This is a genomic window from Kribbella sp. NPDC031520 (genome assembly GCF_055580825.1).
Genome location: NZ_JBVIKS010000006.1, coordinates 109883 through 136074 on the forward strand (window position 1 = coordinate 109883; position 26192 = coordinate 136074).

Annotated in this window: 32 protein-coding genes; 16 read left to right on the top strand and 16 right to left on the bottom strand. The window is 66.6% G+C overall.

Features of this window, described 5'->3' with window-relative positions; genetic code table 11:
• Positions 1–90: 90 nt before the first annotated feature.
• Both ACZ5BU_RS29375 and ACZ5BU_RS29380 read right to left on the bottom strand, forming a co-directional pair.
• Positions 91–768: an SDR family NAD(P)-dependent oxidoreductase gene (locus ACZ5BU_RS29375; RefSeq protein ID WP_465703680.1), complete on the bottom strand. Its 678-nt coding sequence runs from the start codon at positions 766–768 to the stop codon at positions 91–93.
• On the bottom strand, positions 761–1108 hold the full coding sequence (locus ACZ5BU_RS29380; RefSeq protein ID WP_465703681.1) for a DUF5605 domain-containing protein: 348 nt from the start codon (positions 1106–1108) through the stop codon (positions 761–763). The genes ACZ5BU_RS29375 and ACZ5BU_RS29380 overlap by 8 nt, the downstream gene beginning before the upstream one ends.
• A gap of 192 nt (positions 1109–1300) precedes the next feature.
• Between ACZ5BU_RS29380 and ACZ5BU_RS29385 the strand changes: the two genes are divergently transcribed.
• The 3 genes from ACZ5BU_RS29385 to ACZ5BU_RS29395 are packed head-to-tail and all read left to right on the top strand — an operon-like array spanning position 1301 to position 3794.
• Positions 1301–1621 carry a PKD domain-containing protein gene (locus ACZ5BU_RS29385; protein WP_465704252.1) on the top strand — a complete coding sequence of 107 codons (321 nt, stop codon included), beginning with the start codon at positions 1301–1303 and terminating at the stop codon, positions 1619–1621.
• 17 nt (positions 1622–1638) lie between these two features.
• Entirely contained in the window at positions 1639–2772 is a 1134-nt protein-coding gene (locus ACZ5BU_RS29390) for a serine hydrolase domain-containing protein (protein WP_465703682.1), read from the top strand.
• Positions 2769–3794, top strand: coding sequence for a zinc-dependent alcohol dehydrogenase (locus ACZ5BU_RS29395; protein WP_465703683.1), 1026 nt, complete (start codon positions 2769–2771; stop codon positions 3792–3794). Before ACZ5BU_RS29390 ends, ACZ5BU_RS29395 begins: the two co-directional genes overlap by 4 nt.
• A gap of 31 nt (positions 3795–3825) precedes the next feature.
• Here the strand turns inward: ACZ5BU_RS29395 and ACZ5BU_RS29400 are convergent, their stop codons facing one another.
• A complete protein-coding gene (locus tag ACZ5BU_RS29400) occupies positions 3826–4089 on the bottom strand; it encodes a hypothetical protein (protein WP_465703684.1) in 264 nt (87 codons plus the stop codon).
• Here ACZ5BU_RS29400 and ACZ5BU_RS29405 point away from each other — a divergent pair.
• Both ACZ5BU_RS29405 and ACZ5BU_RS29410 read left to right on the top strand, forming a co-directional pair.
• Entirely contained in the window at positions 4075–4983 is a 909-nt protein-coding gene (locus ACZ5BU_RS29405) for an FAD-dependent monooxygenase (RefSeq protein ID WP_465703685.1), read from the top strand. The genes ACZ5BU_RS29400 and ACZ5BU_RS29405 overlap by 15 nt on opposite strands.
• A 350-nt stretch (positions 4984–5333) precedes the next feature.
• Positions 5334–5753 (top strand): ester cyclase, encoded by a 420-nt coding sequence (locus tag ACZ5BU_RS29410; protein ID WP_465703686.1) that lies wholly within the window; start codon positions 5334–5336, stop codon positions 5751–5753.
• Positions 5754–5830: 77 nt separating this feature from the next.
• On the opposite strand, the gene ACZ5BU_RS29415 is transcribed toward ACZ5BU_RS29410, so the two are convergent.
• The gene (locus ACZ5BU_RS29415; protein ID WP_465703687.1) at positions 5831–6742 is read right to left on the bottom strand and encodes a helix-turn-helix transcriptional regulator; all 912 of its coding nucleotides are present in this window, start codon (positions 6740–6742) and stop codon (positions 5831–5833) included.
• Between the two features lie 90 nt (positions 6743–6832).
• On the opposite strand from ACZ5BU_RS29415, the gene ACZ5BU_RS29420 reads away from it, so the two are divergent.
• Positions 6833–7144, top strand: a complete 312-nt coding sequence (locus tag ACZ5BU_RS29420) for an EthD family reductase (protein ID WP_465703688.1) — start codon at positions 6833–6835, stop codon at positions 7142–7144.
• A gap of 148 nt (positions 7145–7292) precedes the next feature.
• Complete coding sequence (locus ACZ5BU_RS29425) at positions 7293–7943, top strand: winged helix-turn-helix transcriptional regulator (protein WP_465703689.1); 651 nt, start codon at positions 7293–7295, stop codon at positions 7941–7943.
• Between the two features lie 373 nt (positions 7944–8316).
• Here ACZ5BU_RS29425 and ACZ5BU_RS29430 read toward each other — a convergent pair whose 3' ends face one another.
• Both ACZ5BU_RS29430 and ACZ5BU_RS29435 read right to left on the bottom strand, forming a co-directional pair.
• The gene (locus ACZ5BU_RS29430; RefSeq protein ID WP_465703690.1) at positions 8317–8643 is read right to left on the bottom strand and encodes a hypothetical protein; all 327 of its coding nucleotides are present in this window, start codon (positions 8641–8643) and stop codon (positions 8317–8319) included.
• A 66-nt stretch (positions 8644–8709) separates the two neighbouring features.
• Positions 8710–9117, bottom strand: coding sequence for a nuclear transport factor 2 family protein (locus ACZ5BU_RS29435; RefSeq protein ID WP_465703691.1), 408 nt, complete (start codon positions 9115–9117; stop codon positions 8710–8712).
• Between the two features lie 77 nt (positions 9118–9194).
• Here ACZ5BU_RS29435 and ACZ5BU_RS29440 point away from each other — a divergent pair, with 77 nt between their 5' ends.
• The gene (locus ACZ5BU_RS29440) at positions 9195–9548 is read left to right on the top strand and encodes a hypothetical protein (RefSeq protein WP_465703692.1); all 354 of its coding nucleotides are present in this window, start codon (positions 9195–9197) and stop codon (positions 9546–9548) included.
• Positions 9549–9560: 12 nt separating this feature from the next.
• On the opposite strand, the gene merB is transcribed toward ACZ5BU_RS29440, so the two are convergent.
• The 3 genes from merB to ACZ5BU_RS29455 all read right to left on the bottom strand — a co-directional run bounded on the left by merB (position 9561) and on the right by ACZ5BU_RS29455 (position 11532).
• Positions 9561–10115: an organomercurial lyase gene (gene merB / locus ACZ5BU_RS29445; RefSeq protein ID WP_465703693.1), complete on the bottom strand. Its 555-nt coding sequence runs from the start codon at positions 10113–10115 to the stop codon at positions 9561–9563.
• 50 nt (positions 10116–10165) lie between these two features.
• Positions 10166–10942: a (R)-mandelonitrile lyase gene (locus ACZ5BU_RS29450; protein WP_465703694.1), complete on the bottom strand. Its 777-nt coding sequence runs from the start codon at positions 10940–10942 to the stop codon at positions 10166–10168.
• A gap of 74 nt (positions 10943–11016) precedes the next feature.
• The gene (locus tag ACZ5BU_RS29455) at positions 11017–11532 is read right to left on the bottom strand and encodes a winged helix-turn-helix transcriptional regulator (protein ID WP_465703695.1); all 516 of its coding nucleotides are present in this window, start codon (positions 11530–11532) and stop codon (positions 11017–11019) included.
• A gap of 85 nt (positions 11533–11617) precedes the next feature.
• On the opposite strand from ACZ5BU_RS29455, the gene ACZ5BU_RS29460 reads away from it, so the two are divergent.
• Complete coding sequence (locus ACZ5BU_RS29460) at positions 11618–13162, top strand: MFS transporter (RefSeq protein ID WP_465703696.1); 1545 nt, start codon at positions 11618–11620, stop codon at positions 13160–13162.
• A gap of 31 nt (positions 13163–13193) precedes the next feature.
• On the top strand, positions 13194–14204 hold the full coding sequence (locus tag ACZ5BU_RS29465) for an alpha/beta fold hydrolase (protein WP_465703697.1): 1011 nt from the start codon (positions 13194–13196) through the stop codon (positions 14202–14204).
• A 240-nt stretch (positions 14205–14444) separates the two neighbouring features.
• Here ACZ5BU_RS29465 and ACZ5BU_RS29470 read toward each other — a convergent pair whose 3' ends face one another.
• From ACZ5BU_RS29470 to ACZ5BU_RS29480, 3 genes are read right to left on the bottom strand one after another with little or no spacing between them, the layout of a single operon-like run.
• On the bottom strand, positions 14445–14912 hold the full coding sequence (locus ACZ5BU_RS29470) for a nitroreductase/quinone reductase family protein (RefSeq protein WP_465703698.1): 468 nt from the start codon (positions 14910–14912) through the stop codon (positions 14445–14447).
• 47 nt (positions 14913–14959) lie between these two features.
• Complete coding sequence (locus tag ACZ5BU_RS29475) at positions 14960–15397, bottom strand: PPOX class F420-dependent oxidoreductase (protein WP_465703699.1); 438 nt, start codon at positions 15395–15397, stop codon at positions 14960–14962.
• A gap of 26 nt (positions 15398–15423) precedes the next feature.
• A complete protein-coding gene (locus ACZ5BU_RS29480; protein ID WP_465703700.1) occupies positions 15424–16293 on the bottom strand; it encodes an LLM class flavin-dependent oxidoreductase in 870 nt (289 codons plus the stop codon).
• A 72-nt stretch (positions 16294–16365) separates the two neighbouring features.
• Here ACZ5BU_RS29480 and ACZ5BU_RS29485 point away from each other — a divergent pair, with 72 nt between their 5' ends.
• Positions 16366–17151 (top strand): winged helix-turn-helix transcriptional regulator, encoded by a 786-nt coding sequence (locus ACZ5BU_RS29485; RefSeq protein ID WP_465703701.1) that lies wholly within the window; start codon positions 16366–16368, stop codon positions 17149–17151.
• Positions 17152–17263: 112 nt separating this feature from the next.
• A complete protein-coding gene (locus tag ACZ5BU_RS29490) occupies positions 17264–17752 on the top strand; it encodes a winged helix-turn-helix transcriptional regulator (protein ID WP_465703702.1) in 489 nt (162 codons plus the stop codon).
• A 19-nt stretch (positions 17753–17771) separates the two neighbouring features.
• Here the strand turns inward: ACZ5BU_RS29490 and ACZ5BU_RS29495 are convergent, their stop codons facing one another.
• A complete protein-coding gene (locus tag ACZ5BU_RS29495; RefSeq protein ID WP_465703703.1) occupies positions 17772–18722 on the bottom strand; it encodes an NAD(P)H-binding protein in 951 nt (316 codons plus the stop codon).
• A 181-nt stretch (positions 18723–18903) separates the two neighbouring features.
• On the opposite strand from ACZ5BU_RS29495, the gene ACZ5BU_RS29500 reads away from it, so the two are divergent.
• Positions 18904–20358, top strand: a complete 1455-nt coding sequence (locus tag ACZ5BU_RS29500; protein WP_465703704.1) for an MFS transporter — start codon at positions 18904–18906, stop codon at positions 20356–20358.
• 341 nt (positions 20359–20699) lie between these two features.
• Here the strand turns inward: ACZ5BU_RS29500 and ACZ5BU_RS29505 are convergent, their stop codons facing one another.
• Both ACZ5BU_RS29505 and ACZ5BU_RS29510 read right to left on the bottom strand, forming a co-directional pair.
• Complete coding sequence (locus ACZ5BU_RS29505; RefSeq protein WP_465703705.1) at positions 20700–21674, bottom strand: NYN domain-containing protein; 975 nt, start codon at positions 21672–21674, stop codon at positions 20700–20702.
• A 192-nt stretch (positions 21675–21866) separates the two neighbouring features.
• Positions 21867–22184: a hypothetical protein gene (locus ACZ5BU_RS29510; RefSeq protein WP_465703706.1), complete on the bottom strand. Its 318-nt coding sequence runs from the start codon at positions 22182–22184 to the stop codon at positions 21867–21869.
• 126 nt (positions 22185–22310) lie between these two features.
• Here ACZ5BU_RS29510 and ACZ5BU_RS29515 point away from each other — a divergent pair, with 126 nt between their 5' ends.
• The 3 genes from ACZ5BU_RS29515 to ACZ5BU_RS29525 all read left to right on the top strand — a co-directional run bounded on the left by ACZ5BU_RS29515 (position 22311) and on the right by ACZ5BU_RS29525 (position 25008).
• Complete coding sequence (locus ACZ5BU_RS29515; protein WP_465703707.1) at positions 22311–22607, top strand: helix-turn-helix transcriptional regulator; 297 nt, start codon at positions 22311–22313, stop codon at positions 22605–22607.
• A gap of 325 nt (positions 22608–22932) precedes the next feature.
• Positions 22933–23703 (top strand): SDR family NAD(P)-dependent oxidoreductase, encoded by a 771-nt coding sequence (locus tag ACZ5BU_RS29520; RefSeq protein ID WP_465703708.1) that lies wholly within the window; start codon positions 22933–22935, stop codon positions 23701–23703.
• Positions 23704–23721: 18 nt separating this feature from the next.
• Positions 23722–25008 (top strand): wax ester/triacylglycerol synthase domain-containing protein, encoded by a 1287-nt coding sequence (locus ACZ5BU_RS29525; protein ID WP_465703709.1) that lies wholly within the window; start codon positions 23722–23724, stop codon positions 25006–25008.
• On the opposite strand, the gene ACZ5BU_RS29530 is transcribed toward ACZ5BU_RS29525, so the two are convergent.
• Positions 24964–26151: a PucR family transcriptional regulator gene (locus ACZ5BU_RS29530; RefSeq protein ID WP_465703710.1), complete on the bottom strand. Its 1188-nt coding sequence runs from the start codon at positions 26149–26151 to the stop codon at positions 24964–24966. The two genes, ACZ5BU_RS29525 and ACZ5BU_RS29530, sit on opposite strands and share 45 nt — an antisense overlap.
• Between the last annotated feature and the right edge of the window lie 41 nt (positions 26152–26192).

Consider the following 26192-nt stretch of genomic DNA (forward strand, 5'->3'; position numbering starts at 1 on the left):
GCGTTCGGGGTCAGTTTGCAGCTTGTTGCAGAACGTTCTCGGACGGTGAGATTCCGGTGCGTGTCGAGTTGCGAGGGCAAGCCGAAGCTGTCAGTACGTCGCGCGGCCGCCGCTGATGTCGTAGGTGGCGCCGGTGGAGAAGGTGAGGCGGTTTGAGGAGAGGAAGGCTACGAGTTCGGCGACCTCCTCGGGGCGGCCGATGCGTTGCATGGGGATCAGGCTGGTGATCCGGGCGAGGACGTCCGGGGCGGTGTCGTCGTTCATCGGGGTGGCGATGACTGCTGGGGCGATGACGTTGACCAGGACGCCGGTCGTGGCGAGTTCCTTGCCGAGGGACTTCGTCAGCCCGATGACCGCTGCTTTGGACGCCGAGTAGATCGACAGGTTGGGGTTGCCGTCCTTCCCGGCCATGCTGGCGAAGTTGACGATCCGGCCCCAGCCTCGGTCGCACATGCCTGGGACGAAGGCTCTGATGGTGTTCACCGTACCGACGACGTTGACATCCAGGACTCGTCGCCACTCCTCAGCGGTGGTGTCCACGAGCGGTTTGTTGGGCCCGACGATGCCGGCGGAGTTGATGAGTACGTCAACGGGCCCGATCTGATCGGCGACCCGGGCGAGCTCGTGCTCGTCGGTGACGTCGAGACAGACCTCGGCGCCATGCAGGTCCAGGGTGACGACCTCGAGGCCGTCGGTACGGAGTCGCTCAGCGGTTGCGGCGCCCAGTCCGCTGGCGCCTCCGGTCACGAGCGCCCGCTTGCTAGTCATCGACTGCCTGCAGGCGGATCGCGATGTAGGGGCGGGCCGGCAGCGGCAGGGTGAACGTTCCTTCGTACGTGCCGGGGAGTTCGGAGACGGTCAGGTTCCAGACGGCACTCCGATCTACCCGCAGCGGCCCGTCGAGGTCGGCCCGCTGATCTCTTCCGGCGTCTCCGGCGGCGGGACCTACACCGGCCGGATCACCGGAAAGGTCATCGTGGTCGGGAACCTGCTCGACGTCGACGCGTACCCGTGGCACGCCGACTGGTACGCCCAACAGGTCAAGCAGGCCTTGGGCAGCCGCTTCGACGACAACTTCCGCCTTTGGTACAACGACAACGCCGACCATCTCGAAGGTACGGTCACCGGTTCTCGAGCCGCACGTCTCGTCGAGTACACCGGCAGTGTCCAGCAGGCGATTCGTGATCTCAGCGCCTGGGTCGAGCAGGGAGTGACGCCGCCGAGCTCGACCCAGTACGACGTGTCGAACGGCCAAGTCGGTGTCCCGGCCCGGGCAACTGCGCGGCACGGCATCCAACCTGTGGTCGACCTCACCGTCAACGGCACCGATCGCGTCGACGTGCTCGCCGGCCGGCCGGTGACGTTCCGAGCCAGGATCCAGGTGCCGCCCGCAGCGGGGAAAGTCGTGGCGACAGAATGGGACTTCAGCGGTGCCGGCACCTTCGCCCCACGCGCGTTCGGCGTGCCGAGGCCAACGGTCGACGTGACGACTTCGTTCACCTACACGAAGCCAGGCACGTACTTCCCGGTCCTGCGAGCCGCCTCGCAACGCGAGGGTGATCCCACCACCGCGTTCGGTCGGGTACAGAACCTGGGCCGTGTCCGCGTGGTCGTCCACTGATCGGAGGATCGAGAACCATGAGCGAGCTGACGGTGGCACCCGGATTCGACGCGGTTGCCGATGCGTTCTTCCGCACTGTTCCGGGCGATGGGAGTAGTGGCGCAGCGATGTCGGTCTGGATCGACGGGGCACCGGTCGTCGAGCTGTGGGGAGGAGTTGCCGACGTACGAACCGGACAGCCGTTCGACCTCGACACGCTGACGGTGATCTTCTCGTGCACGAAGGGGCTCGCGTCGCTGCTTGTTGCTCTGCTCATCGATCGTGGTGAGATGCCGCCGCTGAACACCCCTGTTGCAGACCTCTGGCCCGAATTCGGTGCCTATGGCAAGGAACAGGTCACGATCGGGGATGCGCTGGCACATCGGGCCGGTCTGTCGGCGCCGCGTCGTGATCTGAGTCCCGAGCAGGCATTGGACGACCTGACAGTTGCTGATGTCCTCGCCGGCCAGGAGCCGTTGTGGCCGCCGGGGCAGCATCACCAGTACCACGCCGTCACCCACGGCGCGATCACGAGCAAGTTGGTGATGCTCGCGACCGGTCAGTCGATCAGTCAGTGTTTCAACGAGCACATCGCCGGCCCACTTCGCGCCGAAGCCTTCTTGGGTCTCCCCGCGTCCGAGGAAGCTCGAGTGAGTCAACTGATCGAGGACCCGTCACCGCCGGCGGATCCGGCGGGCGACCCGGAATCGGTCTACTGGTCCGAGCGCGCCACGTCGTTTCTGGGCGAGATCACGCCGCAGTTCTTCAACAGCCGGCGAGTCCATGCAGCGGAGCTGGCGGCGGTAAGCGGTACCGCATCGGCCAGCGGGCTGGCGAAGATCTGGTCGGCCGCCGTCACGCCGACGGACGGGGTGTTGCTGATCGGTGAGGACATGGCCAAAGCGCTTCGGGAGCCACGCAGCGTGGGTCTTCCACGTTTCGTGACCGGACCACCTCCGTACCAGGCGTGGGGCGCCGGAGTCATGATCCCGTCCGACTGGCAGCGGTACCTCTCACCGGCCTCGTTCGGGCATGACGGCGCCGGTGGACAAGTGGCGTTCGCCGATCCTGACGCGAGACTCGGCTTCGCGTACCTGACCAACCAGCTGGGGGACTGGTCTCGCGGAATCTCCGTCATCGAAGCCCTGGCCGCTACGCTCGGTTGGCCATGAGAGGGCTGGTCGTGGTCGGCCCCGGAAGCGCTGAGGTAGTTGACCTACCGGACCCGGAGCCGGGCCCGGGCGAGGTCGTGGTCGAGGTTGCCCGCGTGGGGATCTGCGGAACGGACGTCGAACTGTTCACCGGCGATATGGAGTATCTGCGGCTCGGCTACTCCAGCTACCCGATGGTGCTCGGGCACGAGTGGTGCGGGACTGTCTCAGCGATCGGCGACGGTGTCGACCGCGCCTGGCTTGGTCGCCGGGTCACCGGCGACACGATGGTGGGTTGCCGACACTGCCGCCGATGTCGCGCCGGTCGGAGCAACGTCTGCGACGATCGTTCCGAAATCGGCATCCGCGGAGAGTTCGCCGGTGCGCTCGCCGAAAAGCTGCGGGTACCGAGCCGAGCACTGCTGCCGTTACCTGATGTCGTCGGCGACACTGCCGGCGCGATGGTCGAGCCTGGGGGTAATGCGCTTCGAGCCTTCCAGGCTGCAGAGGTCGGTGACGGTGAGCATCTGCTGATCGTTGGCACCGGCACGATCGGACTCCTGGTCGCCGGCTTCGCCGCCGCAGCCGGGGTGCGTGTACACCTCGCGGGTGTGCCTGGCCCGTCGCTGGAGTTCGCTCGGAGCCGCGCGCTGGGTGGCTGCTCCACTCTGGACGAGCTCCCTGACGAGCCCTTTGACGCTATTGTTGACGCCTCCAACGGTTCGACGGTACCGGCCACGGCGATACGGCTCGTCGAGCCGGGGCGGCGCGTGGTTCTCATCGGGCTCTCGGTCACCTCGAGCACCGTCGACACCCGGCAGATCGCCCTCAAGGACATCGCCGTCGTCGGCATCCTCGGTGCATCCGCCGGTCTGGTCGCCACTGTCGATGCCTACCGTGACGGGAGCGTCGACCCCACCTCGTACGTTGCAGGCGTTGTCCCACTGGACCGCGCCGGCGACGTACTGGCCGGCTGGCGCCCCGGCAACGCCACCGACGGACCAAAACTCCACATCGATCCACGCATCCTGACTTCGTCCTGACCCGACACTCGGAGCCGCGGCTGCGGGTCTTTCAGGGCCGGATCCCGGCCAGGATCGTGCGCAGGCCGTACAGGAACTCCACGTCCGGATCCGCGCCGAACACGTCGCGCACCATCCGCGCGGTCAGCGGGAACCGGTCCGCGTCGACCTCTTGGTTGATCTGCTCGATCCGGTACGGGTTGTCGAGCTGGCCGATCCGCCGGCCGGCAACGTGTTCGCCGAGCGTCGCGGGCAGGGTGACTTCTCGGCTCTCTCCTTCCAGCCCGGCTGGTGGCGGCTGATGGTGCAGCGGCACGACCGCGTCCTCGACCGGGGCACCGAGCCGAGCTACGAAGACTTCCGTACGTCCTACCGTGAGATCGCGGGCACCGACTTCGGGATGCACAGTCCGCGCTGGGTCTCCCAGTACGGCGATGCCGCCCGGCAGGCCGATCGCTACCGCGCTGGCCGGGTCCTGCTCGCGGGCGATGCCGCCCACATCCACTACCCGGCAGGCGGCCAGGGCCTGAACCTCGGCGTACAGGATGCGATGAACCTCGGCTGGAAGCTCGCGACGGTACTGCGGGGCGAGACGCCGGACGCGCTCCTCGACAGCTACGAGAGTGAGCGGTATCCGGTCGCGGCCCGCGTCCTGCACAACACCCGGGCACAGACCGCGCTCGGCCGGCCAGGCTCGCACGTCGACGCGCTGCGGGACACGTTCGCCGGCCTGATCGCGATCGACGAGGTCCGGTGGCGGCTCGCGCTGATGATCTCGGCTCTCGACGTGCGGTACGACGTCAGGGGTGAGCACCCGCTGAACGGCCGCCGGATCCCCGACGCCGACCTGCAGGACGGCCGCCGGATCCATCAGCTGCTGTCGACCGGCCGGCCGCTCCTCCTGACCCTCGACGGCAGCCCGGCGCCCGCGATCGACCGGATCGACTCTGTGGCAGTACGTCCGGCCGAGTCCCACTGGCCCATCCCAGGCGAAGGCGACGTCCCGGTCCCGGCCTCCGTACTGATCCGCCCGGACGGCTACGTGACCTGGACCGGCTCACCCGACACCGGTCTGGCGGACGCCCTGACCACTATTGGCTGGTCAGAGCGAGTGGAGCTTGGCGAAGGGTGCGACGTGGCGCAGGATCCTGCCGCCGCCGAAGTCGATGATCACCGCGCCATCGTGCTCGACCGAGCAGACGCGACCTAGACCTTCGCGGTCGTGGCACACCCGCTCACCGACATCGAAAGTCTTGATCGGCTCAGAAGCCTGGACCGTGAAGGGACTGGTGGACAGATGACGACGCGTCGTCCCGCGATTGGTCTGCATCAGACCTCAAGTATGCGCCGCTTTCCCCAACTCGGCGACACCAGCAACCTCAACTGCCCCGAATCGTGAGCAACCGACCGCGACCAAGTCCCCGAGGTGGCGTAGCGCCGCGACGGGCGAGCTCGCCCGATGCGTGCTCAGCTTTGGGCCAGCGCGACGATGCCCAGGAGGACGGGCAGGTCGACGCGTGGCGCTTCCCCGGGGTGCGGGCGAGTGGTATCGAGAGGGGCATGAACCTCTCTGAGAACAAGGCGGTCGTGCAGGAGTTCGACGAGCTCGGCAACGGCACAGGTGACCTGTCCCGCCTCGACGCGCTGTGCACCCCGGACCTCGTCAACCACGCGCTCGGCTCGCACATGCCGCCGGGCATCGAGGGCACCAGGCGGTTCTTGAGCGCAGCAGGCCGTGACCGGCACCCCGGCCGTTGGGTGGAGTCGTTCGTCGTCGCCGAGGAGGACTTGGTCGTGCAGTTCGGCTCGCGCGAGCTGCACTGGCCCGGCGGCGGGTTCCGCGGCTTCGAGCTGTCCGGGGGTGTCTCCACCCGAGACGTAGCGTTCGCGTACCGGCTCCGTGACGGCCGGATCGCCGAGCGCTGGGCGATCCGGGACGACCTCGCGATGATCCTCCAGCTCGGTGGCCTCCGCCAGTGATCCGGAGCCGTCTGGAGTCGACGAGTTGTTGGAGCGGATAGCGTCGCGGTCCTCGCGGGTCGAGCCGCGCAGGGCGGCTACTTGTTGGAAGCGGGCGTCGTAGCGTCTCGGCGCCAGCGAGCTGGTGGTGTGTTGTAGCGGCTCTTGAACGCGCGGCTGAACGCCGCCTCGGACGTGTACCCGACTCTCGCCGCGACGTGGTTGATCGACAGGGAGGTGTTGCGGAGTAGGTCGGCGGCGGTGTCGAGGCGTACGTGCGCGAGGTAGGTGGCCGGTGGCTTCCCGACGCGCTCGGCGAACCGTGCGGCGAACGTCGATCGCGACAGGTTGCACACCTGGGCCAGGTCGTCGACCGTCCAGTCGCGGCCGGGAGCTCGGTGGATGGCGCTCAGGGACAGACCGATCTCGGAGTCGGATGCGCCGGCCAGCCAGTTCGGTTCGGCGTCCTTGCCCGCGGCCCAGGTACGCAGGATCTGGACGAAGATCAGGTCGAGAATGCGGGCGATCATCACCGCCGAACCTTGCGAGGGCGTCTGCATCTCGATCAGCAGCATCCGGCGGGCGACTTCGAGGCCTTCGGGTACCGGGGTGCCGGTGCCACCCAGGACGATCGCGGCAGGCAGACTCCCGAGCAGATGACTCGCCTGCGGGTCGCCGATCGTGAACGTCCCGCAGAGCCAGCGCACCTGTTCGGAGGCGCGACCGCGTGCGTTGCTCAACTGGTGCCGGTCGCCGCGCGGGAGCAGGACGACATCACCGCGACCGATGTGCTTGACGGCCGGATCGCCGTCGATCCGGAGCTCGAGCTCGCCCTCCTCGATGATGTGCAGGCTGCCGACGTCGGCGAAGCCGACCGAGAAGGTCGGCGGCCGGCGCAGCGCGGCGACCCGTTCTCCGGTCAGCCGGACGCTGCGGAGCAACTCCGAGAGCAGATCGTCCGGCTGAGCGGCGGTCGGACGATCTGCAAGATTTCCCGGCGAAACGGTCATGGTCGGTCAGTATTCCTCTAACTAGGATCAACAATCGTCGCGAGTGCAGTTGCTCGCTGGTTTCACGTCGAAATTATTGAAAGGTCATCAATGGCGAACCCGACCAAGATCAGCTTTGTCTATTCCAACCCGAAGGACCCGCAGGCCTTTGAGGCAGCGTACGCCGAGCAGCTCACGCTGGCACGCAAGCTCCCCGGTCTGATCCGGCTGCAGGCCTCGAAGGTCTGGCCGAAGGAGGACGGCAGCGAAACCCCGGCGTACCGGCTGTTGGACCTGTACTTCGAGGACTACGAGGCGGCCAGTGCCGCCGCCGCGGAGGCCGGCCCCCTGGTCGGCGCCACCCTCGAGCACGCCACCGGCGGTGTGGTGATCGCGTTCGCGGAAATCCTCGAGGACGCCTGAATCGAAAGCTCTTCGAACCGGTCCGGGGTCCGCCGGCCCCGGACCGGTACCACGAGGATGAGCGGCTTCGAAAGGGATAGTTGAAGACTAGACATACTCATTTGAGTTTTTCAACTATCATTTTGACTTTGGTGTGTAGTATGCGGATGTGCGCAGCTATGACCAGTACTGCTCGATAGCCCGGGCACTCGATGTCATCGGCGATCGCTGGACGCTGCTGATCGTGCGAGAGCTCCTCCTCCAAGGCCCCTGCCGTTTCACCGACCTGAAGAACGGCCTGCCGGGCGTCGCCACCAACTTGCTGTCAAGCCGGCTCAAGGAACTCGAGCAGACCGGACTGATCACTCGCTACGACGCGCCGCCGCCAGTCGCGACGGTGCTGTACGAGCTGACGCGAGACGGCGCGGATCTCGAGCCCGTTCTCAAACAGATCGGCCTGTGGGGACTGCGCCGAATGACGGACGACCGTGCTGACGACGCGTTTCAAGCCTCGTGGCTGGCCTACGCCCCGGCGTGGTTCACCGCCGACGCCGACCCCGACGGACCGGCGGCCACGATCCAGCTCAACGCCGGGGACCAGAAGGCGGTGATCGCGCTGGAAGCCGGACGCGTCCGCACCTCGGTCGGGCACGTAGATCGCCCAGACCTGGTGATCGACGGACCACCACGCGCAGTACTCGGACTGGTGACCGGAATGATCGACCTCAAGGCAGCTAAGGCGCTCGGCTCAACGATCCGTGGCAAACGACAGCTACTTCAGCGCCTGCGCCCGCTCACGACCAGGCCAGAGGTTGACTAACAGTACGACGCAACGACGGCCGGACGTGTCTCCTGAACCGGCGCGCATCTTTGCTCGGCCGCCGCAGACACTCATCGCGTCGACGCGTATATCGTCAAGCCGCCAACGACGGTCGCAGCGCCGACGACCGTCGCGATCGTGCCCGTCATGACACCGGAGCGGTGTCGCAGCCTGCGGAGCGCTACCAATGTGCCGCAGGCCACGGCGAAACTCACCGCGAGGCCGCCCGCAAATGGTGGCGAATGCCCGAGCGGTCTGGTCGCGTTCGGCGGGAGTTCTTCCCAAGTGCTGAGGTGGTCCGATGCGGATCACTTCCTCGGTGGTGCAGGGATCAAGGCCAGCACAAGCCGTCCCGGATTGGGACGTGGCCGGCTCAGGCTGTCTCGCGGCTGTGGGTGCTGGTCGGCCAGGACTGGTCGACTGGCATCAGCTCTACCGTCTGTGGTGGCCGCAGGAAGCCTGCGGCGAGGATTGCCGCGGTGGTCTCTTGATACTCGTCCGAGGTGTCCAGCGCCGAGACCGCCGCCGCGTCAGCCCAGACCGTGACGACAGCCCGGTCTTCTTCTCCAGTCCTTGTGAAGTACACGGTCGTCAACCCGGGCTGACGCCGGAACATCGGCAGCGACCGCTCCACCACGAAACGGTCGTACTCCGCAGCCCGCTCCCTGTCGATTCCCGTACGCCAAATCCGAACAATCACAGCGGTCCTCCCTCGGTCGTTCTCTCGATGAGCGCGTGCGATCGGCCGGTTGGGCTGTGGAGTGGATCAGTCTCGGAACGCGCGGTCTGGATCGGCGTAGGCCTGCATGTGGATGATGAGTCCGTTGCGGACGGTGAAGATGTCCGCGACCTCAGCTTTCCGATCGGTGCCGTCGGCACCGATACCTTCGACGAGGTGACGTACGGCGATGGTGTCACCCACGCGTCGAGCGACCGGAACCGAGTGCAACCTCTCCCAACTGTCGCGGGAACGCCGGAGGTAGCCGGCGACAGCGTCGCGACCGTCGTGTCGCCCACCATCGGGGAATTCGTCGGGCTCGATCCAGACGACGTCCACGGCCATGTTCGCCACTGCGGCATCGATGTCGCCGAGGGCGAAGGCCCGGTATGCCGCCAGGACCACCTCCAGGTCCGGGTCCTCGCGGCGCACCTCGCCATGCTGATCGTTCTCCATGGCAGGCAAGCCTATGCGTGACAAGTTGATATTTTCAAGTACTATATACGTTCTTTCAACTATGGCAGCATAAGTACATGATTCCTGCACCCGTGAAGCCGATCGTCTCGATCTCCGCACTGGACGTCCTCGACATTCGTGTGGGCACTATCGAGGCTGTTGATGATGTGCCTAATTCCAAGAAGCTGGTGCAACTCACGGTCGGCTTCGGCGACCACCGCCGCACGATTCTTGTTGGGATGAAGGAGGAGCGCGACGACCCGCGTGAGATCGTGGGGAAGCAGGCTCTGTTCGTTGTCAACCTGGAACCACAGAAGATGGCGGGGCTCGTCTCCGAAGGCATGATTTTCGACCTTGGTTACGCCGACGGCCTGACCCCGGCGCTCGCGATGCCGGAGCGACAGGTACCTGACGGTACGCGCGCCGGCTAAGAAAGCCAGATATCAGTCGGGCAGCCCCCAGAAGGAACCGCGGAGGCCGACTTCCGCGAAGTAGGCGCTGGCGGAGGCGGGATCGCGGCGGGTGTAGCCCGGTTCCAGGCGCCCGGCGTACCAGTCCGCGGCGAGGCGCCATAGCGTACCCAGATCCATGACGTAGCCACGTTCCTGACCCGTCTTCTGCAGCCAGGTGTCGACGCAGTCGGTGGAGCAGAACAGGCGCTGGTTGCCGCAGGTGTACACGACGTCGTCCCAAACCCGCTGCATCGGGGTAAGGAAATGGGCCACGTGGTCACCCTTCGGCGGGGCCTCTCGTCCGACCACCCAGGCGTGCGGGGTGTCGCGGGCCGGGCAGCGGGTGGCGACCAGGACGTCGGACTCGTCCCTGAGCAGATGGGGCATGGCGAACGAGTCCAAGGCGCAGCCGCCCCACCACAGGGTGTGTGCCCCCATGACGGAGAAGCCGAGCGATACGGACGCGAAGGGGTGGGCCATTCCTGTGGTTCCCTTCGCTGGTTGAGGCGCGCCGTTGATCTGCCCGGTGATGAAGGTGTTCACCATGAATTTCTCCTGCTCGGCCAGGCTTTACAGTTCACCATGCAGGGCTGCGCTCACGAGTTGGGAAAATCGAGCTCGGGTGTCTCGTCGGCGGCCAGAAGGAAGTACCCGAGAAATGTCACTCCTTCGTCCTCGGCGTCGAAACGCGCGATGCGGACGCCCTTGGGCTCGTAGAACACGTCTCCTGGCCCGAGTACGGATGCCGGTTCGCCTTCGATCTGATAGACCACCGAACCGTTCTCGATGCTGCCGAACACCGGGCCGTTGTGCACATGCAACCCGCCCGCATGGCCGGGCGCGATCGTGATGCGCCGAACCTCGACCCGGTTGGTGCTCTGTGGCGCCGACAGAAGCTGGTCCAGCAGCACCGAGCGGGTGACCGGCGGGATGTCCTCAGCGGCCACAAGGTGATCGTCGTGGTGGTATTCGTTGTCGGCGACCGGGGCGCCACGCTCGGGGGTGGCGCCGTCGTCCGGGATCGGCTCGATAGCCAGGTGGGTCATGGCAACGGTGGGAGCTGCGCCGTGCCAGTGCCATTCACCGGGTTCGATGTGTACGGTGTCGCCGGCGTGAATCGTCTCGACGGACCCGCCGCGGCTCTGCACACGCCCGACGCCCTCGGTGACGATGAGCACTTGCCCGAGCGGGTGGCGATGCCACACTGTGCGGCCACCCGGGGCAAAGCGAACGCTGTCGATCTGCATCCGCGACCCTCCCTCGGGTTCGGCGATCGGCTCGATCCAAGCCTCGCCGGTGATCCACTGGGACGGAGCGGTGACGCTGGTGGCGGGCTTGCGGGTTATACGCATGGTGTCGTCGCCTTCGTTCAATCGTGGTCAGTGGACGATGTGGTCGCCGAACTCAGCCAGGATTGTACATACCGATAGGTACAGAGTTCAGGGCGCTACGCGGGGGATTGCTGCCGGCGGGCGGAGAGCATCCCGGCGAGTACCCGGGTGCCGCGGCTCGGTCGTCCACCTGGACCGGGCAAGGGGTCGAATTCGCCCGGACGAACCGTTTCGCCACAGGCGTCGCAGCTCACGACCGCGGTGAACCTGTGTCCGCAGGGCCGATGCTCGAGAACCACGGGAGGGCCTCCGTCGGGGGTGGCCCAGCGGTCACCCCACGCCATCAGGGCCATGAGTACCGGCATCAGGTCCCGTCCGGACTCGGTCAGCAGGTACTCGTGACGGACCGGGTGCTGGCTGTACGGCCGGCGGTACACGATGCCGTGCTTGACCAGGTGGGTCAGGCGGGCGGTCAGCAGGTTCCGGGAGATGGTGAGGTCTTCGACCAGGTCGTCGAAGCGACTGACTCCGTAGTAGAGGTCCCGGATGATCAACGGCGACCACCAGTCGCCGATCACCTCCAGACTCCGGGCGATCGAGCACTGCATCGAGGCGAAGCTTGTCTGCCGCATGGCGCCCACCTAGTTGGTTGCGTTATTGAACTCACTACTTTAGCATCGCAACGAGTGAGTTTAAAAAAGCAACTTAGGAGGCTTCATGAAGGGCAGAGGACTCGTCCTGGCCGGCCTGTGCCTGGCGGCGCTGATCATCAGCCTGGACATCACGATCGTGAACGTCGCGCTGCCGACGCTGGTCGTACGGATCAATGCGACCACCACGGATCTGCAATGGGTCGTCGACGCGTACAACCTGGTCTTCGCCGCGCTGGTCCTGGCCGCCGGGAGCCTGTCGGACCGGCTGGGCCGCAAGGGAATGCTGCTGTCAGGCCTCGGTGTGTTCGGTGTGTCCAGCCTGGTCGGAGCGTTCGTGAACACTCCTGGTGAGCTGATCGCGGCCCGCGCGGTGATGGGGCTCGGTGCCGCGATGATGTTCCCCGCGACCCTCTCGCTGTTGACCAACGTCTTCACCGCGCGGCGGGAGCGGGCGGTGGCGATCGGCCTGTGGGGCGCGACCACCGGAGTCGGGATCGCCACCGGGCCGATCATCGGCGGGTGGCTGCTGGAACGCTACTGGTGGGGCAGCATCTTCGCGTTCATGGCACCGGTGGCGGCGGTGGTTGCGCTGGTCGTCGCGGTCGCAGTACCGACTTCCCGCGATCCTCGTACCCCGCGGATCGACTGGACCGGGCTGGTCCTTTCTGCCGCCGGCATGGGGCTGCTCGTCCTGGGACTCATCCAGGCTCATGATTGGGGCTGGGGCTCGGCGCGGACCATCGGCGTGCTCGCAGCGGGTGTCGTGGTACTGGCCGTACTCGTGGCCGTCGAGAGCCGGGCCGCCCATCCGATGGTGGATGTCGCGCTGTTCCGCAACCTGCGCTTCACCGCTGCCAGCGGCTCGATTGCGATCGCGTTCTTCGTGCTGAACGGGTTCATCTTCCTCATGACCCAGTACATGCAGTTCATCAAGGGGTATGGCCCGCTGAGCACCGGCGTGCGGCTGCTTCCGGTCGCCGGGTCGGTGGCAGTAGCGGCCGTCGTGGGGACCAGGCTCGCGGTGCGGATCGGCAACAAGCTCGTCGTCACCGGTGGGCTGCTGTGCTACTGCGCGGCCCTGCTTTGGACCGCGACGGTGTCCCAGGGGACCTCGTTCGACGTCATCGCCGTGCAGGGTGCGCTGTTCGGGCTCGGCATGGGACTCACTCAGGCGCCGGCCACCGAGGCCGTCATGGGTTCCGTACCGTCGGAGAAGGCCGGTATCGGCTCGGCCGTCAACAGCGCCGTACGCCTGTTCGGCGGCACTCTCGGCGTCGCTGTGATCGGTAGTGCTGCCGCATCCCTGTACACCAACCGGCTGGCGTCAACGCTTCCCGCCGGCCTTCCGGCGTCGGCCGTCACCGCCGCGAACGGCTCGGTCGCGGGTGCGGCCGCCGCCGCCAAGCACATCGCAGACGCCGGGCACCCCGCCCTCGCGCACGGCCTCTCCGACGCGGCGATCCTCGCGTTCATGCACAGCTTCGCCGGCGGTTGCGTGGTCGCCGCGTGCGTCGCCGCAGCCGGCGCGATCACTGCCTTTGTGTTCCTCCCGGCCCGTCCCGACCAGCGCACGAGTTCGGCCGAGCCGGCCCCGATACCAGCCCAGTAATACCCACGACCATTTCCAGAAGGAAGAAGACATGTCGCTCTCATTTCTCAAGGCGCGTAAAGCGCTGCTCGTCGCCCTCACTGCGGTTGCTGTGACGCTCGGCGCCGTCTTCGCTGTCCCCTCGTTCGGGGCGCGTGGTGATACCGATGTATCCGATCTGCACCAGGTGTTCGTCTCGCATAATGGCTATCGCATCGCAGCCTATGAGCAAAAGGGCGCCGGACCAGCGATCGTCCTCCTCCACGGCTTCCCCGATAACCACCACCTGTACGACAAGGTCGCAGCTCGCCTCAAGGGTCGTAATGTTGTCACTTTCGACTTCCTCGGGTGGGGCGCATCCGACAAGCCCTCGAATTACAACTACACATTCGCAGAGCAGGAGGGGGACCTCAACGCCGTCATCACCCAGCTCAACCTCGGGCCCGTGATCCTCGTCGCCTCCGATTCGGGTGTCCCGACGGCCATCAACTGGTCGCTCGACAATCCCGGCCGGACCCAGCGCCTCGTCCTCAACAACGGCTTCTACGGTCCTGTGGACAAATCCGGTCCGCCGGCTCTGACAACCACTCTTATCCTGGGCCAGTACCCTCAGTCCGCGCCACTGGGCCCGCTACCGTCAGGAACTGCCTTCGGGCTCAACAGCCTGGTCAAGGCTTACAGCACGGAGCCTGGGCTGTTCGCCACCGTCTTCCGGTGGGAGGAGAGCACGTTCTTCGAACGTCCGCAGGACGCGAGCGCCTTCACACCGCTGTTCGCGCACCAATTCGACAGCGCGCCCAGCAGCATCAGGCCGATGACATCGCTGGCCGCCGATGTCGGCAACACCGTGAGAGCTGACGGAGAACGCGTGCCCCAGCTTGCGAAGCTCGGGCCTGTCACCCGTCTCGTCTGGGGCGCGCAAGACCCCGACCTCAACCTCAACATCGCGAACGAGCTGCATTCCGCGTTCACCGGCAGCACGCTGACCGTCCTGCCGCACGCTCATCACAACGTGGCCATCGACGCACCGGCCCAGGTGACTTCCGCCATCCTCGGCTCGTAAATCTCCTCTAGATACTGTGGGTGGGCGCCCGAAGCGTCCACCCACAGTCCGAGGGCGTTCAGTTGCCACCCGTGGTGGCTTCCGACATCACCCGATCCTTTGTCACCGTGGTTGTCTATGCGGAGGACGATCTTGCCGGCGTTGCCTCCTCGTTCGCCGCGAGCGTCCAGTGCCGGACGGACGCAGGCTTCGACCAGCGGGACGCGGATGTGGGCCGTCGAGAACGTCCAGGAACCTGTGTCAGTTGGATCGCTGGGTCAGTCGGATGATGGGTAGTTCTCGGTCGGTCTTGACCTGGTACTGGGCGAATCGGGGAGCTTCGGTGATGATGCGCTGCCAGGCAAGCTCGCGTTCCGGTCCGTGGAGTTGCTCGGCGGTCACGGGAATCGTGCGTCCGGCCATCTCGATGGTGACTCGGTCGGGATCGGCGGCGAGGTTGTAATACCAGGCTGGGTTCTTCGGTCCGCCCGCAGCGGACGCGACGATCAGCCAACTGTCGTCCTCGCCGGTGGGGAACCAGCCGACCGGGTTGGTGCGTTCGGCGCCGCTCTTCGCGCCGACGGTCGTAAGTACCAAGGCATTGAAGCCCATCATCTTTCCGCCCTTGGTGCGTATCCGGTTGGCGGCGCGGGTGTTGAACCACTTCATCAGGCGACCGGCCTTCGGCTGGCGAGCGCCGCGAGTACCGTTGCGGGTGGTGAAACTCATCTGATTTTTCCTCGTTGTCTCAGCAGGTTAGGTCGGGATGGGAACGGTCAACTGACAGTGCGCTTGCTGACCTTGTAGCCGAGGACTCCGTCGTCGGAATCTTCGAGGCCGAAGCTGATGATGCGTTTCGGGTGGATGCGAATGATGGCTCCGTCGAAACCGGTTCGCGCAATCATGGGCTCCCACGCCGAGTCGGTGGGCTCGGCGATCGCCTCGCCTGCTCCGCGGATCTCCACGCACCGCGGCCGCCACGGCTGCGTCGAGGCGAGATCGTCGACCACGAAGGCGACCCGGCCGTTCCCGGTGACGTTGCGAAACTTCTGGCTGCGGGCCATCCCGTGTCCGGCGATGTCGATCGTTCCGGTCCGCTCGTTGTAGAGAAAGCCGACCGGGCTTACCTGAAGCGTGCCGTTCGGCTGCGCGGTGGCCAATCGGCCCAGCCGTTGGGTGGAGAGGTACTCGAGCTCGGTGTCGGTGAACGACATGACAATCCTTTCGGAGGGGGAGGGGTTCAGCGCAGCCCAGCGGCGTCGGCGATGAGCGACAGCTGGCCGATGTCGGGGTTACAGGGAAAGAGGATCAACTCGTCACATCCGACCGCGGTGAAGCTGGAGACTGCGTCGGCGACTCCTTCTTCGGTTGTGAGTGCACTGGACACGACCCGTTCGACGTACTCGCCTGCGAAGCTGTAGTAGCTGCCGAGGTACCGCTCGGCGTGCTCGGCGGCGTCGGCGCCGAGGCTGACGTAGCCGATGGCAACCAGACGCGGCTTGCCCGCCCGGCCCGAGTCGTTCCATGCCCGCCTGGCCTTGCCGGCCATCGCGGCGAACGCGTCGGGCCCGCCGGCGCCAAGGATCCAGCCTGCGCCGAACTCAGTCATTCTGCGGAGAGCCGCGGGGGATCCGCCGCCGATCAACAGCGGGGGACCACCCGGGCGAATCGGGGTCGGTCCGATGGGACCGGCGTATCCCCGCGGCTCGCCGTTCCACACTGCACGCAGCTCCGCGAGTTGCGCATCGAACGCCTTGCCACGCTCGGCGTACGGCGACGCCGTCGCATCGAAGTCGTCCTGGCGCGCGCCCACAGCGATCCCGACCGTCAACCGGCCACCGGCGATGACGTCCACCGTGGCCAGTTGCTTCGCCAACAGGGCGCCGTTGCCTCTGTACGGACCGATCATGACCGCTGACGTCAGCCCGATCCGCTCGGTCACGGCGGCGGCTGCGGCCAGCGTCGGAACGGTCTCCAAGTTCCCGTAAACGAGGCGGTCGAGTGTGCCGAGGGTCGAGAACTCCTGATGTTCGGCAGCTCTCGCCCAGTCCAGGATCAGGCGGCCGGGTATGCCGGGGATGGTCGACGGAAGCCCGACACCGATGTCCATGTGCGCTCTCCTCGCAGGTTACTATTTCCAACCTACACCGTGCCGGGCCGATCCCGGACGTACCCTGAGGCCATGTCTCGACCGGATGACGTCTGCCCTTGCGGTCCCCGGACCGGAGCCGTCTTCGGGCTGCTCGGCAAGCGGTGGAGCGGGCAGATCGTCGACCTGCTGCTACAGGGGCCGGCCCGCTTCGGTCAGCTCGCCTCCGCGCTGCCTGGCCTGTCGAACCGCGTCCTCACCGAAAGGCTGACGGAGCTCCAGGAGGCGGGCGTCGTGACCCGCACGGCCGGGTGGTACGCCGTGACCTCCCGCGGCGAGGGTCTGCGCCCTGCGATCGATGCGTTGGCCGACTGGTCGGTGGTCCTCGCGGACGGCTCGCCGGGAGCTGAGTCCGAAATGGCCGACACCTCCTGTTTCGAGGACGGGCATCGCGTCGTCTGGGAGGCCTTCTCGTACGCGGGGGAACGGGTCCGTGACGCGCTGGAACGGCGAGTTCAGAACAGCGCCGGCATGCCGCCCAGCTACTTCGAGTTGCTGATCCAGCTACGGCACGCGCCGGGTGGGCAACTGCGGATGAACGAGCTGGCAGCCGCAACCCGTAGCAAGCCCAGCCGGATCACCTACGCGGTCAATCGGCTCGAGTCGGCGGGCTGGGTGATACGTGATGCGCATCCCACCGACGGCCGTGGGAGCACCGCGACACTGACCGACGAGGGCATCCGCGCCATGGAGGCTGCTCGCCCTGAGTACACCCGCGTCGTCCGCGACCATGTGCTCAGTCCTCTGACTCCCGCCGAGCAGCACCAACTGCGCCTCCTGTGCGAGAAGATCCTCAGCAGCTTCGACGACAACGACTGAGCCGCGGTCGATCGCCGGGGATCTCTTCCGTCCGTCCGTTGAATCCTTCAGCGCTGAACGATGCATGTTGATGGCACTTTCATGATGCAAACAGCCTCGCTACGCTGGAAGCATGCTCGGAAACACCTACGACGACCAGATCTGCTCGATAGCACGCGCTCTCGAGTTGGTCGGTGAGCGCTGGAGCCTGCTGATCATCCGCGACGCGCTCTTCAGCGGCGTGACGCGTTTCGGCGACTTCAGGCACAATCTCGGCATCGCCACGAACATCCTGAACACCCGGCTCGATGCCTTCGTCGAGAACGGCATCATGGAGCGACGCAAGTACTCGGAGAAGCCCGAGCAGTACGAGTACCTGCTCACGACGAAGGGCCGCGAGCTCGGCCCGGCGCTGATTGCGCTCACGCACTGGGGCGACCGGTGGGCGGCCCCGGCGGAGCCGCCCGTCCGATATGTTCACGCAACCTGCGATGGATCGATCTCGCAGCAGCTCGTGTGCGCCACCTGCGGGACCGTTCATGCCGACGAGGTGACGGTCCGGCCAGGTCCTGGGATGCCGGCCGAATATCTCGCGACCCGTCGACCTCAACCCGTCACGTAGTAACGCTTTGCCCGTTCACCTACAGAGCGGCGTGATACGCGGGTGCGAAGGTTTTCTCGGCGAATTGCTCGAGAGTGGTCGGTGTGGAGTTGTGGTCCGTACGGAGCTCCGCGTGGAGCCGGCCTGTGCTGATTGCCTGGTTGATCTCGATCAGGAGCTGGGCGGCGTTCGGGGTCAAGTGTCCCGAGTCGACCAACGCCTTCTGCATTACCGCGTCCGGGAGCCTCGTGTACTGGAGGTCGGGACGGTCGATCGAGGTCCCCAGGATCCGCGTCACTTCTGTCATCGTGTAGTCCCTGGGGCCGCTGAGGTACCGGACCGTTCGGCCGGTGAACGAGAGTGACTCAAGGTACTCGGAGGCAATCGCGGCGATGTCCGGCGTGGCGACGATGGGGAACGGTACATCAGGGTCGATCGCCTGCTCATTGATGCCGGCAGCTTTGATCAGGCCGATGTTGAACAGAAAATTCTCCATGAACCAGACGGGGCGCAGGTAGACGGCATTGAGCTCGTCGATCGTGTTGAGGCCTCGTTCGAACCAATGGGTGGCGATGACGCCGCCGACAGGTTCGGCGAGTTCGGCGCCCCAACTGCTCAGCAGTACGACGTGTCGCAGTCCGGAACGGCGGATCGCGTCGACAGTACCGCGTACGACGCGGGCCTGCTCGGCGTTGACGTCCGGCTGCATCACGTCGACAGGGGTCAGCACGAAGGCGGCGTCGGCGCCGTCCATCACGCCGGCCAGGAATCCGGCGTCCTGCGGCGACCCGACTCTGATGTCGGCGCCCCGCTCGGCCAGGTCGCTGACTCGGCCGGCGTCGCGGGTAACGGCGCATACCGAATGTCCCTGAGAGAGCAGGCGCTCGGCAACCAACCGGCCAACGCGCCCGCTGGCGCCGCAGACGACATACCTCGTCGTGCTCGCAGGCATCTGCGTCTGGCTCAAAGGCTCGAAGTCGAACTCGCTCACGATGTCCTCCGGAGTGTTCGGGCGGATGCTGTCACTTGCGTGACGCAAGTGACGGTATCTGTTCATGATTGCATGATGCAAGCGGGATAGTGGTGAGTCGTTGACGCGACCGTCTCTGAGTAGCTTGCATCACGAAAGCACAAGCAGATATGGTGATTGCGTGATGCAACCGCGATCTGAAGTGGCAACACGCAAATGGACCGTCGCCCAGCGGTGGGTGATCGGCCTCACCGCGGCGGCGGCGTTCATGGTCGGGCTTGACGCCCTGGTCGTGGCGACCGCGTTGAGTACGATCCGCGTGCAGGTCGGCGCGTCAGTACAACAGCTCGAGTGGACGGTGAATGCCTACACCCTGGCTTTCGCTGTCTTGATGATGACGGCGGCCGCACTCGGTGACCGGTACGGGCGGCGTCGTGTCTTCGTCGTCGGGGTTGCCGTCTTCGCTGGTGCCTCGATCGGCTGTGCGCTCGCACCCGGCGCGGACTGGTTGATCGTCGGACGTGCAGTCCAAGGTGCGGGTGCCGCTGCAGTGACGCCGCTGACCCTGAGCCTGCTCAGTGCGGCGGTTCCATCGGCGCTGCGGCCCAAAGCGCTGGGCATCTACGCAGCGGTCCTTGGAGCGAGCGTTCCCCTGGGCCCGCTGCTCGGGGGGCTCGTCGTACAAGGCGTCTCGTGGACTTGGATCTTCTGGCTCAATGTTCCTGTCGCTCTGGTTCTGATCCCGTTGGCTCGCCTGCGAATCGACGAAAGCCGAGGCCGTGACACGGCGCTGGACCTTCCAGGTCTCCTGCTGGTGACCATTGGCGCACTTGGTGTGGTCTGGGGGCTGGTGCGGGGTGGTTCAGCCGGCTGGGACAACGCCGAGGTGTTGCTGACGCTTGCGATCGGGGGCCTGTCGACCGTCGGCTTCGTCGTCTGGGAAGGTCGGGCGGAACAGCCGATGCTGCCGCTTCACCTGTTTCGTAACAGGTCTTTCACCGCGGGCAACTTCGCGATGTTCTTCCTCTGGGGCTCGGTTCTGGGTGCGGTCTTCTTCATGGCGCAGTTGTTGCAGACCGGACTCGGATTCGGACCGCTGGACGCCGGTGTACGGCTGATGCCCTGGGGCGCGGTGGTGATGCTCGTACCGCGCGCTGTGGGGGTACGGATTCCGCGCTGGGGTGAGCGGGCGTTCATCGTCACCGGGATGGTGTTGCACGCGCTGGCGATGGTGTGGATCGCCTTGATCGCTCACCCCACGATGAACTACGCGTGGATCATCGCTCCGTTGGTGCTGTCCGGAATCGGCGTCGCGATGGCGTCGCCGGCCGCGCAGAGCAGCGTCCTCACGACGGCGGCACCCGCCGACGTCGGCAAGTCTGCCGGCGCGTTCAGCACCTTGCGCCAACTCGGCGGAACATTCGGCGTGGCGATCCTGGTCGCGGTATTCGCCGGCAGCGGAAGCTACACCTCCGCCTCGACGTTCATCGACGGCGCCAGTGCCGCCCTCGTCGCAAGCGCCGTCCTTGCACTGACCGCCGCGACCTGCGGTGCGGCAGTGCCTTCTCGACGCCGTACCGGCAGCCCCACTGACGCCCCTGCCGCTCCTGGGACACAGACCCAGACTCGAACCCCGAACCCGCTGATTTCCAGCTGAGGTCGATCAGCGTTGCTCAATGATGCTCGGAACCCCTTACAGGTAACGGACTCTGCGGCTGCTTGGTGCGCATAGGTTCTCATCGGCAACCATCCTCTCGCGCTGATTGGGGTGCGTAAAGCGGTGCGTTGAGCGCCTGTAGTGCGCGACTGGTAGGTCAAGTCCCGTCATGTGGTGTACGACGTTTGGTCCCTCGTTGCTCTGCGGTCAGGCGCTGATCGCGCTGCCGGTTGTGGTGTCTTGCTGGGAGTTTGCGATGAGGGTGAGTCGGCTGCGGTGGAAGGCGTCGAGGCCGAGGTAGCGGCGGGTTGATGTGGCGGTCGAGCGGTTGGCGTCAACCGCTACCGTGCAGCCAGCGTCGGGTTGAGCCGTACGAGCCGCGCGGGGGTTGTCTCGTCGAGGTCGGCTACGGCTTCTCGTGACCGCACGAACTCCGAGAAGGATCGGTAGCCGAGTGCCCTCTCACTGAATGACGGGTCCATGCGCTTCATCTGACTTTTCACCGCGGAGCTGTGCAGCCAGTCGGCGTCATCCTTCTCGTGTCCCAGGCGCAGCGCTCGTTCGAGGAGGCGCGTCGCCAGCTGCTGGGGGTCTTCGGAGTCGGGATCGGTCTCGTTGGTCACCGCGGCGCCCGCGGCGCTGGTACGGCGCGAGCCGGGCTGCGAGGAGGTGTCGGGCCCTTCTTCGGATCCGACGTGGGGGGTTGCGCGTTGTTCGGTCGCCGCTTGGGAGGTGTCAATGGGAGTGACGCCGGGTAGCGCGTCGTAGATCACGAGCTCGTCGCAGGCCGCGGCGAGTGATCTACTGGTCGATCCTGCCACCCCGACGCCCACGACGTAGCGACCAAGACGCCGGCAGCGCTGGGCGAGCGCGATGTAGTCGGAGTCTCCGGCAACGATCACCACATGGGTCAGGTCCGGAAGGCGGAACATGTCTTCGACCGCGTCCACGGCCAGTCTGATGTCGGCACCGTTCTTGGCGTAGGCCGCGGCGGGAAACAGTTGCACCAGGTCTACCGCGCGGCTGACAAGTTGGCCGCGGTAGTCGGCGTTGACCGGGTCCGACCAGTCTGCGTAGGCGCGCGTCAGGACGAGGGTGCCGAACGACGACGCGAAGTCGATGACCGCGCCGATGTCGACCGTGGCGCGCCGGAGCTTGTCCGCGATGTCGGGTTCGGCTGATCTCTGCGCCCGGTCCAACGCCCGCACCTTGTCACGCTGGAACTGGCTACGGCCATGAACTTGGTCATAGCGCGAGATCACGATGTTGTCGAAGTCGATGTAGACGGCGACGCGGGTTATGCCGGGGTCGGCCATGGTTTCCCTTCTCATTGAGATGGTCTCCCGGCGCCATTCTGCCCAAGAACGCGAAGCAGGCTCAATGGCGCTGACCCATCGACCCTACGGGGCACCAGGCCGGGAAGGAGCGTCATCGGCCAGGCGGACAGCTGCGACAGTGACAGCAGCGAGCCCCGCCGCGATGCGCGGCGGGGCTGCTGTCTGGGCGATCTAGTGGGTGATCGGCGCCGGCTCGCGGTGGCCGGTGTCGATGGCGAGGTCGCCGACGTAGTTGTTGCGGAGGGTGAAACGGTCGCGGCTGTTGGCCTTCACCCAGTCAGCGGCCTTGACCGCGGCGTCGTCAGCCTGTGCCCGGGTCTCCCAGGTGCTGATGGACACGAAGGCCTTCTCGTCGACCTGGGCAATCCCGTAGGAGACGAAGCCCTTGCTTGCCTTGAACAAGGGGACCATGCCGGACTTGGCCTGGCCGACTACCTCGTCGAAGGTGCCGGGCTTGATGTCGTACAGAGCAACGCGCGTGCTGCGCATAATGTGCCTTCCTTTGGTGGAGAGGCTTGCGTGACTCGAAGCCGGTTCCACAACTTTCAAGCTACGCTAGAACTTCAATACTAGCAATGGGGTTCCTAGATCTGAAAATCCGGTATACTCTGGGTCATGGCCTGGGGCTTCCTGACGAACCACGCGCAGGCTCTGCTGTGCATCGCCGATGACCCGGGCATCCGGCTGCGGGAGATCGCGACGACGCTCGGTATCACCGAGCGCGCCGCATTCGGCATCGTCACCGATCTGGTGGAGGCCGGATACGTGGTCAAGGACAAGAACGGCCGCCGCAACCGCTACAACGTTCAGGCCGACAAGCCGCTGCCAGAGGCTCTGCTACGGCAGCGAACAGTTGGCCAATTGGTGCACCTGCTGGCTCACACCGATCTTGAAACGCACGACCAACCCTGAGCTGCCGGCAGCGATGGGGTGCCGGCATCGACGGTGCGGACCTCGGACCCACCAGGGACATGGCGGCGGTTGTGGTCGTCTTCTGCGCTGAACTGTCCGTCTGATCGCGTCCGGCTTGGCGAAGGGGGCGACGACTCGCAACAGCCGCCCGCCTCCGAAGTCGACGATGACGGTGCCTTCGTCCGCAACCAGGTATCGATCCGGACAGATCGGATGCTGTGGCGACGATTGACCGGCTGGTTACATCTGCGATTCACCAGGGCGGGCAACGCCTTGGCGTCTTTGGCTGGGGCATGCTGGAGCAAGTAACGCGGTGGGAGGTGTGATGCGACTGGATGGAAGGGTCGTGCTGGTGACCGGCGGGTCGGCGGGCATCGGTGCAGCTGTGGTGGAGCGGCTCGCCGCAGCCGGAGCACGGGTGGTCGTGCACGGGCGCGACGGCGAGCGCAGTACCGCAGTCGCCGAGCGGGTCGGTGGTGCGGTCGTGTTGGGAGATCTGGCTGTCCCGGGGGCGGCAGCCGACGTCGCCGGCGCCGCGATCGCCGTCCATGGGCAGATCGACATACTGGTCGCGAACGCCGGCGCCGGCTGGTCCGGTCCGTTCGTGGAGCTGGACAGTGGCGAGCTGGACCGTTTGGTCACGCTCGACCTGCTCGCTCCGCTCCACCTGGTCCGTTGCCTGCTGCCCTCGATGATCGAGCGGCGGTCCGGTCACATCGCACTCGTCGGATCGATCGCCGGGCGTACCGGGGTCGCGGGCGAGGCAGTCTACGCGGGCGCCAAGGCCGCTCTCGACATCTTCGCGGAGAGCATTCGCCTGGAGCTTCGCGATACAGGTGTGAGTGTGAGCTTCACCGTCCCCGGCGTGGTCGACACCGGGTTCTTCGGCGCACGCGGTCGGCCGTACGACCGCAAGCACCCGCGTCCGGTTGCCGCCGCCGTGGTCGCGCAGGCGCTGGTCGATGGCATCGCCAACGACCAGGCCGAGATCTGGGTGCCTGGCCGGCTTCGTATCGCGCCGGTCGTCCGGGCGCTGGCTCCCGGCCTCTACCGACGCTTGTCCGCACGGTTCGGCGAGCAGGTGCTGAGTAGGTGAGGGGCAGGTGAGGGGTCGATGAGAGGCACCGTCGTGCCGTCCGCCGACGCGTTCTTCCTGCACATCGAGCGTACGGGCGCGGCGCAGCATGTCGGCGGTGTCGTGATCCTCGAACCCACTGAGCGGCGGCCGTCGATCGACGATGTCCGCGCGCTGGTGGCGGCCGGGTTCGCGCGGCTGCCGCGAATGCGGCAACGCCTCGCACCGGCGAGGCGCTGGCGCCGCCCGCGCTGGGTCGCGGCGGACCGCGTCGACCTCGATTGGCATGTCATCGAGCACCAGTCGCCCAACGGGTACTCAGGCCTGCTGACCTTCGTCGGCGAACTGGCCGAACAGCCGATGCCGCGGGACCGTCCACTGTGGCGGATCGCGTTCGTTCGCGACATCGGCCCAGACGGCCGCGACGGACCTGGCTGCACAGATGCACTGGTGGTGCTGGTGCACCATGCGATTGCCGACGGCATCGGAACCGTGCTGCAGGCGTTGAGCCTGTTCGAGCCTCACGCGACGATCGCCGTGCCGACGGGTCGCGGTCCTGGACGACTGGCGCGTGCGGCGGCTGTCACCGTCGGCCTCGCCCAGCTCGCGACCGACGGCACTGCGAAGCCGCTGCCGAGTGGATCGGCGCGTCGTGACTTCGCGATGGCCCACGTGCGGCTCGACATCGTACGGCGGGCCGCGGCGGCTCGCGGCGTGCGGATCACCGACCTGCTGATCGCCTTGCTTGCCGACGGCGTGCATGCTGTTTCGTCCGGGCTTCCGCGGGCAATGCGGTTCGCTGTCACGACGATGGTGCGGACGCCGAACAGTACGGCGGAAGGCAACGCGACCGCGGCGATCATCGTCGAGGTGCCGGTCGACGGCCGGCCGTTCGACGAGCTGCTCGCCGAGGTGTCCGCGCGGACCGGGCGGCTGCGGCGGCCGACGCGGGCGCTGGCGTCACGATTCGTGGTGGCGACCGGGCTGCGGATCGTGCCGGAGCCGTTCGCACAGTGGTTCGCACGGACCGTCTACGGCCCGCGGTTCCTGCATGCGGTCGTCTCGAACATGCCCGGGCCGACGATCCAGCTGACGTTCGCCGGCGTACCGCACCGCAGCACCTACCCGATCCTTCCGCTGGTGCCAGGCACACCGCTCGCAGTGGGGGCGCTGAGCTGGGCGGGAGTACTCGGCATCGGTCTGGCGACCGACCCCGAGCTGATCGACGGTACGGCGCTGGCGGCGCACGTAGACCGCGCACTCAGGAAGCTGCGGGACGAATCACGGACCGGGCCACTCGAGGGCGAGGAAGAGGCGAGCGCGTGAGTCCGGGTCGTTCAGGCGATCGCCGTACAGGGTTCTGAGCCGCGCCATTCGGTAGCGCACGGTCTGCGGGTGGATGTTCAGCTCGTGCGCGATCGCCTGCCGGTCGCCGAAGTGCCGCAGCCAGCTGGCCAGCGTCTCCGCGAGCCGCTCCCGCGCGGCCGCTGTCTCATCCTCGAGTGGCGCGAGCATCTCGTCGCGCAGCGCGGCGACCAAAGCCTCGTCCCGCCAGACGATAAGAGCGTCCAGGTGTTCGTCGGCGAAGACCGGGTCGTCGGACAGTACGCCGGTGTTCTGCAGCCGGGCGGCGATCCGGGCGATTTCCAGGCTGCGCGGAAGCTGCGCCACGGCGACGGAGTTGCCGACCACGGCGCCCATCCCGGCGAGTTCGCGACCGAGCTGCAGCCGGCGACCAGGACCGGACGGTTCCGGCACGATGGCGCCGACCACGAGTCCGTTGCGCCGGATCGGCAGTGCACCGGGCTCGAGCCGCGCGACCAGTGTGCCTGCCGCGTGCTGGTCACCGCTGTAGATGACCACCGCGGCGGTCTCCGGGATCCGCCAGGCTGCCTGCGCTGCGGCGCTGCGGATCGCTTCGATGCTCGCCCGGCCGGACAGCAGCAGGTTGGCCAGTTCCTCGCGACGCCGCTCGCGGGCGATCGCGTCGTCGATCTGCTCCTGCAGGTATCCGTTCGCGGCGGAGAACGACAGCTGGTTGACGAAGACGAACACCGAGTCCGCCAGCGCGGCGAGGTGGTCCGGCGCGAACTCCAGCCGGAGAGCAGTGGCCGCGACGTGTCGCCAGGCGACCCGAGCACCGAGCTGGAAGGCGGTGAGCAGCCGGGTCAGGTCGGTGCCCTCCCGCAACTGGCGGCGGCCGATCTCCTCGAACACCCGGCGGACGGCCTCGTCGGCGCGTTCGAGCGTGGTCTGCTCCGGGCTGCTGAGATTGGCGATCGACATGTCGATCAGCCGGTGCACGAACAGCTCGGCAGGCCCGAGCACAGCGTCCCGGTCGGTATCCAGGAACGCCGCATAGTCCGGCCAGTGTTCAGCCAGCCGGTCGCGGACCTCGGTGAGCAGGTCGGGCAGCCCGTTGAGCAGCGCCTTCTCGAGGCCGGCGCGGTCGAAGGTGTCGACGGTCATGCGATGACTCCCACGCGGAAAGCTCAGGGGATGCGCATTTG

Bases quoted from the DNA above. Each gene is read 5' to 3' on its own strand.
- ACZ5BU_RS29420 (WP_465703688.1), top strand. From the start codon at position 6,833: ATGGCGAACCCGACCAAGATCAGCTTTGTCTATTCCAACCCGAAGGAC.
- ACZ5BU_RS29520 (WP_465703708.1), top strand. From the start codon at position 22,933: ATGCGACTGGATGGAAGGGTCGTGCTGGTGACCGGCGGGTCGGCGGGC.
- ACZ5BU_RS29380 (WP_465703681.1), bottom strand. From the start codon at position 1,108: ATGGTCGGCGTTGTCGTTGTACCAAAGGCGGAAGTTGTCGTCGAAGCG.
- ACZ5BU_RS29460 (WP_465703696.1), top strand. From the start codon at position 11,618: ATGAAGGGCAGAGGACTCGTCCTGGCCGGCCTGTGCCTGGCGGCGCTG.
- ACZ5BU_RS29455 (WP_465703695.1), bottom strand. From the start codon at position 11,532: ATGCGGCAGACAAGCTTCGCCTCGATGCAGTGCTCGATCGCCCGGAGT.
- ACZ5BU_RS29470 (WP_465703698.1), bottom strand. From the start codon at position 14,912: ATGAGTTTCACCACCCGCAACGGTACTCGCGGCGCTCGCCAGCCGAAG.
- ACZ5BU_RS29405 (WP_465703685.1), top strand. From the start codon at position 4,075: ATGGTGCAGCGGCACGACCGCGTCCTCGACCGGGGCACCGAGCCGAGC.
- ACZ5BU_RS29440 (WP_465703692.1), top strand. From the start codon at position 9,195: ATGATTCCTGCACCCGTGAAGCCGATCGTCTCGATCTCCGCACTGGAC.
- merB (WP_465703693.1), bottom strand. From the start codon at position 10,115: ATGGTGAACACCTTCATCACCGGGCAGATCAACGGCGCGCCTCAACCA.
- ACZ5BU_RS29485 (WP_465703701.1), top strand. From the start codon at position 16,366: ATGTCTCGACCGGATGACGTCTGCCCTTGCGGTCCCCGGACCGGAGCC.
- ACZ5BU_RS29490 (WP_465703702.1), top strand. From the start codon at position 17,264: ATGCTCGGAAACACCTACGACGACCAGATCTGCTCGATAGCACGCGCT.
- ACZ5BU_RS29525 (WP_465703709.1), top strand. From the start codon at position 23,722: ATGAGAGGCACCGTCGTGCCGTCCGCCGACGCGTTCTTCCTGCACATC.
- ACZ5BU_RS29435 (WP_465703691.1), bottom strand. From the start codon at position 9,117: ATGGAGAACGATCAGCATGGCGAGGTGCGCCGCGAGGACCCGGACCTG.
- ACZ5BU_RS29530 (WP_465703710.1), bottom strand. From the start codon at position 26,151: ATGACCGTCGACACCTTCGACCGCGCCGGCCTCGAGAAGGCGCTGCTC.
- ACZ5BU_RS29410 (WP_465703686.1), top strand. From the start codon at position 5,334: ATGAACCTCTCTGAGAACAAGGCGGTCGTGCAGGAGTTCGACGAGCTC.
- ACZ5BU_RS29375 (WP_465703680.1), bottom strand. From the start codon at position 768: ATGACTAGCAAGCGGGCGCTCGTGACCGGAGGCGCCAGCGGACTGGGC.
- ACZ5BU_RS29475 (WP_465703699.1), bottom strand. From the start codon at position 15,397: ATGTCGTTCACCGACACCGAGCTCGAGTACCTCTCCACCCAACGGCTG.
- ACZ5BU_RS29510 (WP_465703706.1), bottom strand. From the start codon at position 22,184: ATGCGCAGCACGCGCGTTGCTCTGTACGACATCAAGCCCGGCACCTTC.
- ACZ5BU_RS29480 (WP_465703700.1), bottom strand. From the start codon at position 16,293: ATGGACATCGGTGTCGGGCTTCCGTCGACCATCCCCGGCATACCCGGC.
- ACZ5BU_RS29415 (WP_465703687.1), bottom strand. From the start codon at position 6,742: ATGACCGTTTCGCCGGGAAATCTTGCAGATCGTCCGACCGCCGCTCAG.
- ACZ5BU_RS29465 (WP_465703697.1), top strand. From the start codon at position 13,194: ATGTCGCTCTCATTTCTCAAGGCGCGTAAAGCGCTGCTCGTCGCCCTC.
- ACZ5BU_RS29390 (WP_465703682.1), top strand. From the start codon at position 1,639: ATGAGCGAGCTGACGGTGGCACCCGGATTCGACGCGGTTGCCGATGCG.
- ACZ5BU_RS29505 (WP_465703705.1), bottom strand. From the start codon at position 21,674: ATGGCCGACCCCGGCATAACCCGCGTCGCCGTCTACATCGACTTCGAC.
- ACZ5BU_RS29395 (WP_465703683.1), top strand. From the start codon at position 2,769: ATGAGAGGGCTGGTCGTGGTCGGCCCCGGAAGCGCTGAGGTAGTTGAC.
- ACZ5BU_RS29515 (WP_465703707.1), top strand. From the start codon at position 22,311: ATGGCCTGGGGCTTCCTGACGAACCACGCGCAGGCTCTGCTGTGCATC.